6 protein-coding genes and 2 pseudogenes are annotated in these 13,389 nt (G+C 38.5%); 3 read left to right on the top strand and 5 right to left on the bottom strand.

Annotated elements, in window-relative coordinates; translation table 11 throughout:
- Positions 1-177, top strand: a pseudogene (locus tag EKM69_RS12700) (IS30 family transposase); the annotation flags it as partial.
- 172 nt (positions 178-349) lie between these two features.
- Here the strand turns inward: EKM69_RS12700 and EKM69_RS11465 are convergent.
- The 5 genes and pseudogenes from EKM69_RS11465 to EKM69_RS11445 all read right to left on the bottom strand — a co-directional run bounded on the left by EKM69_RS11465 (position 350) and on the right by EKM69_RS11445 (position 8,944).
- Complete coding sequence (locus EKM69_RS11465; RefSeq protein ID WP_125711214.1) at positions 350-3,304, bottom strand: hypothetical protein; 2,955 nt, start codon at positions 3,302-3,304, stop codon at positions 350-352.
- Positions 3,305-3,737: 433 nt separating this feature from the next.
- Positions 3,738-4,400 (bottom strand): hypothetical protein, encoded by a 663-nt coding sequence (locus tag EKM69_RS11460; RefSeq protein ID WP_125711212.1) that lies wholly within the window; start codon positions 4,398-4,400, stop codon positions 3,738-3,740.
- Positions 4,401-4,409: 9 nt separating this feature from the next.
- Complete coding sequence (locus EKM69_RS11455; protein ID WP_125711210.1) at positions 4,410-6,746, bottom strand: hypothetical protein; 2,337 nt, start codon at positions 6,744-6,746, stop codon at positions 4,410-4,412.
- Between the two features lie 187 nt (positions 6,747-6,933).
- The gene (locus EKM69_RS11450; RefSeq protein WP_125711208.1) at positions 6,934-8,268 is read right to left on the bottom strand and encodes a sensor histidine kinase; all 1,335 of its coding nucleotides are present in this window, start codon (positions 8,266-8,268) and stop codon (positions 6,934-6,936) included.
- Positions 8,246-8,944, bottom strand: a pseudogene (locus EKM69_RS11445) (response regulator transcription factor). The gene EKM69_RS11450 and the pseudogene EKM69_RS11445 overlap by 23 nt, the downstream one beginning before the upstream one ends.
- Before the next feature lie 280 nt (positions 8,945-9,224).
- Between EKM69_RS11445 and EKM69_RS11440 the strand changes: the two are divergent.
- Both EKM69_RS11440 and EKM69_RS11435 read left to right on the top strand, forming a co-directional pair.
- A complete protein-coding gene (locus tag EKM69_RS11440) occupies positions 9,225-11,540 on the top strand; it encodes a glycosyltransferase family 39 protein (protein ID WP_125711206.1) in 2,316 nt (771 codons plus the stop codon).
- A gap of 50 nt (positions 11,541-11,590) precedes the next feature.
- On the top strand, positions 11,591-12,559 hold the full coding sequence (locus tag EKM69_RS11435; protein ID WP_191988698.1) for a glycosyltransferase: 969 nt from the start codon (positions 11,591-11,593) through the stop codon (positions 12,557-12,559).
- The last annotated feature ends 830 nt before the right edge of the window (positions 12,560-13,389 follow it).

Below are 13,389 nucleotides of genomic sequence, written 5' to 3'. Positions count from 1 at the left end.
GGAACTAACGAAGTACATAACAGAATGATCCGACGTGAACTTCCAAAGAATCTGTCCCTAGATACTGTGAGTCCCCAAACCATCTCTGTCATCAACGCTCACCTTAATGAACTACCAAGGAAACAACTAGGATACAAAAAACCCCAGGATGCATTCGCCCTGGCCTGCGGCTACTAATAATCTGTCACTCCGATCCTGATAGATCTTAAGCTTTTTTTATTTTTTCGGGGTGGCTAACTTGTTCTTGCAATTTGCGAAAAATTAATTCTTGTTTTAAGACAAAATAAAAACATCCTCGGATTTGAGGATGTTTTATTAGTGTCAGGAGGCTACGGTTCCATCCACTTGATTAACTAATTGAGTCGCAAGCTTCCCAGACCCAATGACTTTTGAATGTGCCATCAGAGGTCTCGTTAGGGCGCTTGAGTTTAAGTTTAAGTTCTTTTTCAAGTTGCTTTGTGTAATCTGTCACGGTCAACCATTCTCCAGGGATATTTTTGACTTCTTTGAAAGGAAGTTTTTGTCCGGCTGGGAAATGAGTTTGATCGAAGATTACTGACGTGTCTAGTTCTTGATTGTTTTTTGATTTGAATTCGGCTGTTTTCAATGTGACTCGGATCGGTGATGAGTTATCTTTTCTAAAATCACGTATTTCCAGGTCACCAAATAATTGAGGCTTGACCGTTTTAGTTTTACCGTTCGGGACATTGTGCATTCCAAATTTAATTTCTTGAGGTGCAATTAATTGGTAACTGCCATCTTTTCGGGCAAAATAAAACGTCTTTGTTGGATCTTCAGTTGTTGAATCGTGATCATCAATCATGAAGGTGATTTTGTGCGGTTTAGTGTCATTGATGTCCTTTATATTAAACTCGGGCAAGATCCAAGGCATGACACTTCCGGGGATGTTTTTTTCGTGATCGAGTAATTTTTTCGGATTTTCGTCATCAAAAGAATAACTTAAAGTTATCGATTCGGAATCCATATCTGACCAAATACCCTTGATTCTCAAAATATCTGATGTTGGTTCGAACATGTTGCTTTGAGTATGTGGTGCAGGGGAGGTTATTTCTAATTGTGGTTCTTTGGTGGCAACCCGCGGGATCTCAAATACTAATTGTTTTACGGTAGATTGCAGTTTGTCCTTGGAAGTATCGACTGCCACCACGGCAATTACGTATTTTCCAGGAGCGAATCCTTCAGTAGAGATAGTTTTATCCCAAGGGAATCTAGTTCCCACTTTTTGTTCAGCTGCTGTTTGCTTTTTTGTTCCCATGCTTAAGTTTTCAGCTAAGATTTCTTCAGCTGTGTATGTTTTGTCAGGTTGCGATGGATCCCACTCTTTTATTAAGTAGTTGAGATTAACCTCGGGGTGTCCAAAATGGAACCAACCACCATCTATTTTTAATTCCTTTTGATTAGGTTGTAGGACTAACGGATCTTCGAAAGAACCTTTCTGATGTAATTCAATCATTGGATGATTGCTAATGGGAACGACATCAATAGCATACGCCATTGATACTTTTTCGCCAATTTCTAAAGGTTGATCCATTGTGTGCATCGAAACTCCTGAATCCCAATTTCTGTTGTCATTATTAGCAATAGCTTTTTTTCCTAATCCTTTTTCATTCTCTGGCGAGGCATTAGCAAGATCATCAATATTGAAAAATGGTCGTTCGTAATTATCGTTAATGTTTTTCTTCCAAGGGAATCCCTTTGCTTTTCTTGGCCATAATGGAAGGCCATCAGTACTTGCAAAATAACTGGACTTTGTTCCTTGAGCTGCCCATGCAAACGGTGCATCATCAAATGTGTCCATATGTAATTCCATACTACCGTTATATGCTTTTCTCGTTGCATAAACACCGCGGTTTCCACCTAGAGATCTGAGAATATTATCTTTTTCCATGGCTCCATAATTATGATTTTTCATAAAGGTAATATCTCGGAAAGTATATCCGGTAAAATGTGGAATATTCATGGTACCCACGTTCTTAAAAACCGTTCTGACGTAGAGAGAACCATCAGGATTAAAACCCTGAGTAATGCTGATTTTTATATGATAATTATCAAACATTTGATGGAAAACGATTCTTTGTGCAGGGTACTTAGTTCCATTAGCGTTTTTTTTCATATAAAATCTTGGTGGAAACGGTTCTTCCTCGACTAAGGAAATAGTATCAGGTCCATCAGAGTCTTCGTTACCTGGTCCAAGCATATAGGGGGACTTGAAATCTTTGCTGGACTTGAAGTAATCATATAAATTAGTTGTTACAAAGTTTCGTTGGGAGCCGAATTTTTCAGTTACGGAATTGTCTCCAATATTTATATGTCCATCTCCAAATGTGTTTGTGATCCAAGTATTACCATTTGGATCCACATCCTCCGCTTGAGTTTCATAGACATCGTGGCCAGGAGGGACGGTAATTATGGCATGATTAGCGGCTGTAATATTGTTTTTACGGCCATTACCAGCGGCTACAAATATTCCGTGGACTGGTCGACCACCTACAGAATCAATAACATCTGTTTTTTCCAATGCATAATTTAAAGCGCCAAAGTAGATAACTTGATAAACATCGGGACCATCAGGATTATCTTTGATGAGAACTGGGGAAATTTTTAATTTTTTTGATTCTTCCCATCCTGAAAGAGGGCTTTCCTCATTATCATTTATTTGCTCACCTGGTGCATTAGCATGATTTCCATCAAACCCTTTATCTGGCTCTGTACTAGGTTGATCATTTTCAGTAATTGGACTCGTTTCCGTAGTTACACTATTCGGATTTTTCAAAAGTTCACCAGTTTCCAACCCATTGTTCAATGGTTTACTTTCGGTCTCCGTATTGCTCTCGATGGGTTGATTCAAAAATTCGCTCTTCATAATTTGATGGTCAATATCGCGGATCTCAAAGTACGTTTGATTTTGATTAATAGTCTCAAAGGTCAGTGTTCCACGACCATCCGCTGATATTTGATCCTTCATGTAAAGGTGTATCAGTTCTTTTTCTAAATCGACACCGACGTTTTTTTCGCCCAGATCTTCTTTTAACTTTTTCAAATCAAGGTTTTTGATTTGAGAAGAGTAGAGGATCAAGACCGGCTTGTCGGGCTCTATTTGATACTTTGCGGTTATCTTAGTTCGTTCTTGTTTTTTATCGATTGCGAGATCTTCAATTTTTCGCTCGACGTTGCCGCTTTCGTTAGCTTTAGAAGTAGTTGAATCACCGAAAGCTAATAATAAGCAGAGGATTGAAAAAAATGAGGTTGCAGCAATTAAGATTATTTTTGTTTTTGAATTCATGTACTTCTCCCACTCATTATTGATTAAAAAATGTTTGCGTCGTTAACTGTCATCCAAGACTTTGATTGCCGTCATAACAAGCTCCTTTTTAAATGAAATAGTTCACAAGAAACAATGGTATCATTTTTGTATAAGAATTAACTTCCAATAAACATAAGATATGGTTTTGGAACTGGATTAATTTTGAATATTAATTTTGTATGTGAAACAACAGTATTTTTTTTACGAATATATTTTTTTAATGAGGTATAGTCCAGTGCTTGCATCGTTTTTGTGGAGCTAATGTTGACTCCGTATGAAAGGATTTTTATCGGATGGATCGTTTAAATTGTATTTCTAATTGAAGCGAATTAATTTATTGAACAAGCAAACGGGCTAGACCAACCAAAAAGACACTCTTCAAATATTTGAGAGTGTCTTTTTTAATTGATTATTAAAGTGAATCTGAAGCTGTCCAAAGCCATCCACTAGTGAACTTTCCGGTTTTTACAGGAGTGTCATTATCCACTTTTAAGCGAATATTTTGCAAAAAGATGTCGTTTAGGACGATACGATTTGCTTGTTCTTCGTTAGTAATTAAATAGGGGATGTCTTTTTGAAGTTGTCGGTTGTTCCACAGTAAATCTGTATCGATAGTATCATTGGTTACTTTTATTGTGTTCTTTTCTTTCAGATGGAAAGGTTGCGTAGACAAAGTCAACTTGACGGTTTCGTCACGTTTATCGAGTTGACGTTGATCGTCAAACACTAGATTTTGACTTATTTTCGGTCTAAGAATGCTAGTTGAATTATCAGCCATGTTAGTTACACCAAAATCGATCTCTTGTGGAGCTAAGATCCTGAATGTTCCTTCTGGTTTGTTAGTCGAGGCATTCATGACGTATTTGAAAAAGAATTCATCAGTCGTCGTTTTACCATCTTTATCAGTTAATGTGAAGATAATCCGGTGGATTCCGATATCTTTTTTCAGATTGGACAAGTCTAAATCTCTCAATCCCAAAAAAACGATATCTTTATCTTTGAATTGTTGATGGACATCGACTGGTTTCTTCTCGCCACCATCTAATTGGTATTCGATTTGATGGTTATGAGTCAAGTCGGTGCTTTATCCAGTTATGGTCAACTTGTCAACGTGTTGCTGATTTTTACGAGGATCATATGGAAAGCCTGGTTCAGTTGATGATTCTGGGGTCATCACTTGGATTTCAAAATTTTTAACTTCAGTTTGTTCAGGAATTAAAATGTAATATGTTTTTAACTTGGAACATTTATTTTCCTTATCATAAGCTACGAAAGTCACTTTTCTAAGTCCAGTACCTAGTTCATTGAAAGGAATCTTTGCTGTCCAAGGATGTTTTACCCGATTGTGCATATCGGCCAAGCTTTGATTTTGAAAGCCTTTTGTCACCGAAACACCATTTTGCATGATGTGCTTGGCAAATTCGTTTTCATCTTTGTGTTTTATGTCGGCGTCTTCAATTACGTATTTCACATTTACATCATGCATTCGATCATAGAGCCAAGTTCCGGTGATTTCAGCATTATTAGATAAATATGGTATTACTTTTGGATTTTCTTTGCTGTTTTCTTCAGCATTCGTTAAATCCAAAAGTGGGACTTCATCTTTTTGAATAATATTGGTCGAGTAGGTCATTGCTACTTGTTGATTTGGCAAGAGTGGCTGGTTTTTAGTATGCATTGAGATACCTGAATCAGTGGCAAAATCCATGAACGGTTTACCAAAGCTTGGCTCTCTATCTCGATCACCCCGATCATAAATATCTGTAAAGGCATCGTCGTATTGATTATTGAGTCCTTTAAAATTCCAGGGGAAATGATCTCCGTCATATGCCTGGTAAAATGTTGAACGCGTTCCTCGTGCAGACCAAGCATATGGTGAGTCTGGATATCCATTGAGTTTGAATTCTATTCTAGAATTAAATTTATCATTTCGGCTAGCATATGCTCCAACATGATTTCCCAATGATCTAATAATATTATCTTGTTTGGAACCCTTACGTTTGTGGTTATACAGGAAAGTAATATCACGGAATGTGTATCCTTGGAAATTATCAATATAAGTGGTGCCAATATTTTTAAATTCTGTTGTGATGATTGAAGTGTTGTTATTGTCAAATCTCATTGTTATTGTTACTTGAACGATGGTATTCTTCATTACCTGTCGAAAAACAAGTCTTTGTTTTATTGTTTCAACAACGTTCTTTGAGGATGTGTTATTGGGGTTCCCATCTCTGTATAGTTTATCGTTTTTGATGTAATAATGGACGTTGTGTTCATCGATACCCCAAACATCTTTTTCCTCAAAATCTGGTCCATAAATTCTAGGTTTTGAAATATCTCCTGTAGGTAGATAGTAGTCAAAAAGATTTGTGGTAATAAAATTTCTTTGTGAGCCACGGTAAGCCTTATCTTCAGCATCATTAAACCAACCATCGCTGTATAGCAGACCATCACCAAATGTATAATTCAAATAGTAATTTAATCTATAGTCATCATCATCGTCAACTTGTGCTTCATTCCAATGATGTCCAGGTCGGTAAGTAATAATTGCTGAGTTGGCAGCGGTTAGGTTATTTTTTCTACCAGTTCCACGACTGGGACCGGGTAATATTAACCCCGGACGTAACGGTCGTCCTCTTACGGAATCGTAAACTCCTGTATTTGTAAGTGCATAATTTAATGCACCAAAATATTGAACAGGCATCGAAGTTCTTCCCGTTGGTAATTTTTTTTCAATTCCACGAGCTACAAGAAGTTCAGCCCTCTCAGACCACCCACGATCCCAATCAGGATCTCTTGTGATTTCGGGTTGTGCTGAATCGTCAATTATATTTTTGTCAGTATTTGTTGATTCCTCAGTAGTGTCTTCATCGAGCTGATTATTATCGACTTCGGTTGAGGGAGCTTCAAGATTGTTATAGGCCACATTAGTTTCAGCTGGTTGGATTTCTGCGTGAGAAGTCGTAGCTTCTTGGAAAGGTTCTTTCATATCTGAATCAATTTTTGATTGATACAACAATTCATTTTTGGCATTTCTGATGTTTAATAAGAGGGGATCTTCCCCTAGTTTTCTCAGTTGAAATGATCCATTTGATTGTTTGAATTTTTTTAAGTTGAGAAAGATTTGTTGATTTTGTTCGTTAATTCCAACGTTTTCCTTATCAAATTGATCAACTAAGAAAGGAATATCGATATTCTTGAATTGATGGGATGACAAAACAATCACAGGATTATTGTTTTTGTAGTCATATTCAATTTGATAAGTCTGAGTATTGTTTTGAGTTTGCTTCAATTGGATTTTAAGGACAGTCTTATCTGCGGATTCAGCAGCGCCAGTCGATTGCGGTGGATGCAACTTAAAAAATCCGATAGTGACTAAGACGAAGGCCATCATTATGGGTATGAGTATTTTTTTATTCATGGGTTAACTCCTTTACAAATGGGATGTTTCACAGGGGAAATGATAGCACTTTCTTATTAGAATTATCTTTCAAAAATAATAAGTATTGTTTGACCATTTGGAGCTGTTAACCACTAAAAATTTCATTTATGCAATAAAAAAAATCGCCCTGTAAATAGGCGATTTTTTATATTGTCTAGATCGGTGACTAGCGTTTATGTTTGATTGGCAATTCAACGATGAATTTACTGCCTTGAGGGTGATTGTCCTCGATGAAAATTTTACCGTGATGACTTTTGACGATTTGTTTGGCGATGGAAAGGCCTAGACCATGTCCACCAGTTGCTTTGGTCCGCGATTTATCAACACGATAAAAACGGCCAAAGATCTTTTGTTTATCTTCGTCTGAAATCCCGACACCGGTGTCAGAAACGGTGATGTAATACTTGCCGTTGTCGACTTTATCGGCAATCGAAATGGTTCCACCTTCAGGCGTGTATTTAGTAGCATTGTCTAACAAGATGATCAAAAGTTGTTTGATCTTATCACGGTCAACGTTTAGGCTGACTTTTTCTTTGATGTCGTAAGAATAGTGCTTCTTTTGCGATTCAACGATGTCCTTGAAAGGCTTGATCGGGTCAGCCAAAAAGCTTTCTGGTTCAACAATTTGAAATGACATTTTCGTCGTCGACTGATCTGCTCTTGCTAGTTCTAACAGACTGTTGGTCAGTGAATTCAGGCGATTAACTTCGTCGAGTGAGACGGAAATCGGTTCCGCTTGTTCAATTATCGTGTCATTAGGCTTGGTCAGCATGTATTCCATCTTTCCTTGGATGATAGCTAGTGGGGTCCGTAATTCGTGGGCGGCATCATTTACGAATTCGCTTTGTTGTTTCCAAGAGCGGATGATCGGACGCATGGTGATTTTTGTCAGCAAGTAGGAGAGTACTAACGAGATCAACCAAAAAATACCGAACGAAACGATCAAGATGTGTTCGAAGCTTTCGAGTGATTCCATTTGATTATCAAAGTTTTGGACGACCATGACATACTTACCAGCATATGCGTCATTGTTATTATCCTTGGAAACTTTAATCAGTTCCGTTCGGAAATTCATATTGTTGATGGTGATATTGATCTTTTTATTTAAGTCACTTTTGCGCATTGGTACGTTTTTCAAGACCGAATATCGATTACCCAAACCAGATTTATTGACCAACTCTTTTTTGGAATTATAAATCAAAATTGAAGTTTGGAAGGGTGCCTTTGGTTGTGGAGAATTTTGTGCAGGTTGTTGTTTATCATCTTGTCCAGGTGCGTGGATCTGGGGTTGGCCAATGACCTTTGGTGAGTCGCGGATATCTTTAATTTGCTTGTCGATACCGTGGTCGATTCCGTTATAAGTATTACTTTCAAAAGTATGAAAGACGATCATACCTAAACTGATGAACAAAATAGCAAATGTTGCCATCACCAAGACGAACTGCTGAATTTGTTGCTTCCGAATGATTTTACTTAATTTAGTTTTTCGCTTTTTCTTCATTTTGGAAAATATACCCAACGTTTCTGATTGTCTTGATTAGATAATCGTTTTCTGAAGGACGTAATTTTTTACGCAAATTACTCATGTAAACTTCCACGACGGTAATGGAAGTATCCGAATCAAAACCCCAGATCCGTTCAAAAATTTGATCTTTCGTCAAGATAGTATTTTTGTTTTGAACTAAGTAAACGAGCAGGTCATATTCTTTTCAATTGAGGGCGATTGGCTGTCCTTCAATTTTGATCTCGTGATTGTTCAAGTTGATCTCAATATCATTGATCTTCAAGATCGAATCGTCGGCTAGAGCACCACTTCTTTTTAACAAAGCTTTGACCCGAACTTTGAGTTCCTCACGGTGGAAAGGCTTCGTCAAGTAGTCATCGGCACCCAAGTCAAAACCACGAAGTTTGTCATCAAGTTCAGCCTTGGCCGTTAAGATCAAGACCGGTGTCGTGATTTGTTCTTGGCGGATGCTCTTCAAAATATCATAGCCATTCATTCCGGGAAGCATTAAGTCCAGGATGATCAAGTCATAAACACCTTCGACAGCGTCAAACTTACCCGAAAGTCCGTCATTCTCAATATCTACTTGGGAAAATTCGTTTAAAAAAGTTTCAATGTTATTAGCGAGTTCGACATCGTCTTCTACTAGTAAAATTTTAATATTATTGTCCATATGCACTCCTATCTGATTTCTAACGTTGCATTAATTATAAGTTATAGCCATGAATATTATAATGTTTTTCTAAAAAAATCAAATCTAAGAATATTTTTATATTATTTAAGCTTGATTTAAGTTACTTAAATTATTCTGTATTCAGCGTTAAAAAAGGGAGTGAAACAAATTGAAAAATCATTTACGAAAAACAACACCAATTTATTTATCGATGTTGCTCTACACAGCAATTTGTTTCCTGATAAATATTACCTTTTAAAAGATAGGAGAATAATAATTAATGGAACTAAAGGATTCGCGTCAAACGAAGAGGCCAACCGGCTTCTTCGCTAAAATTAAAAACGTTAAATGGGATTATTGGCTGATTGCAATCTTGATCTTAGCCACATTCCTATACACGTGGAATATCTGGGAAGCCGGTTCGGCAAATAGTTTTTACACTGCCTCTATCGAGAGTATGACTCAGAATTTCAAGAATTTCTGGTATGCCAGTTTTGATCCAGCCGGATATATCACTGTTGATAAACCTCCCGTAGCTTTATGGTTTATGGCAATATCCGCTAAGATCTTCGGCGTCCATGGGTGGAGCGTTGTTCTACCATCGATCCTCTTCGGGATCGGATCAGTTTACTTGATCTACAACTTGGTCCACAAACGTTTTGGTAAGATCCCTGCTAGAATTTCAGCCTTGATCATGACCTTAACACCAATCGTAGTTGCTGATTCAAGAACTAATAATATGGATGCAACTTTGATCTTCTTCTTACTATTGTCGATCTGGTTCGTTCAAAAAGCCGTTTTCAGTACTAAGCAAAGATATCTCTGGATCGGTTTTGCTCTAATGGGTGTTGCCTTTAACGTCAAAATGCTTCAAGCATTTATGATCTTACCGGCATTATATTTCTATTATTGGATTGCTACCAAGATCAGCTGGAAGAAAAAAGTTGGTCATCTAGCAGTCGCAACCGTCTTTTTAGCAGTATTTACATTGATCTGGCCTTTGTCGGTCGATTTAACTAATTCAAACAATCGTCCTTATGAAGGTGGATCAGAAAATAATTCAGCTTTAGAATTAGCTTTTGGATATAACGGAACACAAAGACTGCTCGGTCAAACTACTGGTACTGGTGGAGCATTCCCAGGAATGGGAAACAATAAGAAGGGCTCTTCTGAAGGCCAACCCACACCACCAAGTGGTTCGAAAAAGTCATCGAAGAGTAGCTCTTCTAATACACCTCCAGCAATGCCTGGAAGTAGTAGTAAATCAAGCAAGAACGGTCAACCCGGTGGCCAAGGTGGTCCTGGAGCTGGTGGCCCTGGAAGCAGTAAAAAGGGTAACAAGCAAATGGCCGGAGGTGGCGGTGGTGCCTTTAACATTGGTACCGCAGGTCCACTAAGACTTTTCCAACAAGAATTAGGACCACAGATCAGTTGGTTACTCATCGTAGCAATCTTAGGATTCTTCTCTAGTTTCTTCTATTATAGAGGCTCAAAGATGAAACACTGGTGGTCATTAACACCACAACGCAAAGAATTATGGCTCTGGGCAGCTTGGTTAGTCCCAGTATTCGGCTTTTTCTCAGTTGCCAGTTTCTTCCATCCTTACTACACGATCATGTTAGCACCAGCCATCGCAACTTTAGGCGGTGTCGGATTGTACACGATGATCAAGCAGTGGATGCATAAATCCGGTTGGTCACTAATGTTACCAACAGCAATTTTAGGAACTAGTTTATTACAAGCATGGTACTTATACGAAACTTATCCAGTTTGGGCTTGGATCATGGTCGTCTTAGGTGCTTTGATCTCAATCATTCTTTATGCCTTACCATGGATCTCCAAAAAAGCACGTCACGCTTATACTTGGCCGATCATCGGTTCGATTTTGATCATGGTAGCTCCGACTTGGTGGTCATTGACCCCAACAATTGCCGGATCATCTGATGGTATTCCAAGTGCTGGTCCATCGTTACTCCAATCATCCGGAATGGGTGGTGGAGGTGGCATGGGTAATTCCCAAGTCAACTCTGAATTATTGAAGTACGTTGAAAAACATCAAGGAAATGCTAAATACTTGTTCGCAACTGACGATGCAAGTACGGCAGCTCCATACATCATTAAGTCTAAAAAAGCCGTTATGGCCATGGGTGGATTTAATGGTACCGACCCAGCAATTACTTTGGCTCAATTCAAGAAGTTAGTTAAGTCTGGTCAATTGAAGTATTACTATTCTGGTGGTAAATCAGGTAGTGGTAATTCTGAGATTGTCAGCTGGATCAAGAAACATGCCAAGAAGGTAACTCTCAAGAGTTCGACATCATCAGCAATGGGTGCAGCAACTTCGACCTCATCATCTAAGTCATCAAAGAATTCTAATCAACCAGGCCAACCAGGTGGAAATATGGCTGGTGGCCCTGGACAAGGACAAGCCCCAGGTGGCCAAGGTGGACAAGCTCCATCCGGAACTAAACCAAGTTCTAAACCATCGAAGGCACCAGGTTCGAATGGATCGACCGAAGGTATGTCACAAGGTGGCATGATGGGTGGCCCAGGTCAATCAGGAACACTTTACGATTTAACTAGCATTTATGATTAATATTATTAATAGGTAAAAACACAATTAAGAAAATGAAAGGAAGTCTTATCATGACTGATACGATCTCAATCGTATTACCTGTATTCAACGAAGAAGCAGGTATTAAAACTACCATTGATACTCTCGAAGACTATGTCGCTAAGCAACCTGAAGACTATGAATTGATTTTTGTAGACGACGGTTCGAAAGACAAGTCAGTCGATATTATCAAAAATGAATTAGAGTACAACGACAACATCAAGTTAGTCGAGTTCTCACGAAATTTTGGACATCAAATCGCTATTACAGCTGGTTTACAATACACCTCAGGCGACGCTGTCGTCGTCATGGACGCCGACCTCCAAGATCCACCGGAAGTTATTCCTATGATGATTGAGAAGTGGCGTGAAGGCTATGACATCGTCTATGGAAAGAGAAAACAGCGAGACGGAGAAACTTTTTTCAAAAAAGTAACGGCCGCAATGTTTTACCGAACTTTCAAGAAATTAGCTACGATCGATATGCCACTGGATACAGGTGATTTCCGCTTGATGAATCGCAAAGCGGTCACTCAAATGCAACGCCGCCACGAACAAGATCCGTTCGTCCGTGGCCAAGTTACTTGGATCGGATTCAAGCAAACGAGTGTCGAATATCATCGTCACGAAAGAATTGCTGGAGAGACGAAGTATCCTTTGTCAAAAATGATCAAGTTAGCCTTAGATGGTATCACGTCATTTTCGATGAAACCTTTGCAACTAGTTAGTTTCTTCTCAGTTCTGCCATTAGTAGGTGGTCTGATCTATCTAATTTATTTGATTGCTGCTGGCGGGTTCACCGCAGCCACAGTTGGTATCACGTTGATGCTATTCTCAGTAGGATTTGTCTTCTTGTCACTAGGAATTTTTGGAAGCTATCTCGGAAGAGTTTTAGATCAAGTCAATGATCGTCCACGGTTCATCGTAAGAGACACTGTGGGGTTTCAAAAGAGACAGAGTAGTATCCACCATCTTGAGACCAGACAGAGGGTATCTAGATAGTGCACGCAATCATGATGATTTCTAGTTTCTTTATCTTGATCGGTATTTTGTTTTTACCTAGTGACAAGCAAAGAGTTCAAAGTGTTAAAAAGAAACATTTTTAGAAAATAAAAAAAGGAGGTGATGTTTGATTCTCTCCTAAATCTTTAAAAGATGAAATGAGCTATGGTAGGATATAGCTCATGGCAAATAATAATGGGAAGTTTTGGTAAAATTTCGGGCAAGATACTATTTAAATTTCCTGCTTTATGTTACAGTAATGTTAAATTTGATAGGAGGGGTATACGGTTTGCTAAGCTACGGTTAGTGAATCAGATACTTGTTTGTCAAATTGAACAATGAACTATCCCATTCATTAGAAGAAAGCCGACAATTACCCAGTTGTTGGCTTTTTTTGTATGGTTTTGATTTTTTGTTTTGTGTTTGATTTTTGTGGTTGTTGTTGTTTGTGTGGTGGTTTGTTCCCGGATCTGTGGGGGTTCCGGGAATTGCGCCGTGGAACGCTGCGGGGTAACTTTGAGCTATCCAAGGGAAACCGCCTTGGACATCTCAAAGCTTACCCTTTTCGTAAGCACGGCCCATGCCGTGCAAACGAAAATTTCGCGGCTGACGGCGAATTCCCTCCACCCCCACAGATCCTAATTGAGTACAAATATCATTTTTTCTACGTCTTGTCAATATTAATGTTGTTAATTCAATGATTCATAAATATGAATACAAGATATTAGTTCAGTGACGAGGGTTTTCACCACCAAACTAATGCCTTAGTCTTGTTATTTTAGTGATTTTAAGTAAGCCAAATAAACCTTGAAGGTTTAAATTTTTTTTCA

The sequence above is a fragment of the Companilactobacillus zhongbaensis genome (genome assembly GCF_003946515.1).
GTDB classification, from domain to species: Bacteria; Bacillota; Bacilli; order Lactobacillales; family Lactobacillaceae; genus Companilactobacillus; species Companilactobacillus zhongbaensis.
Note: the sequence above shows the minus strand (reverse complement) of the source record. Positions and strands in the feature narration are given on the sequence as shown.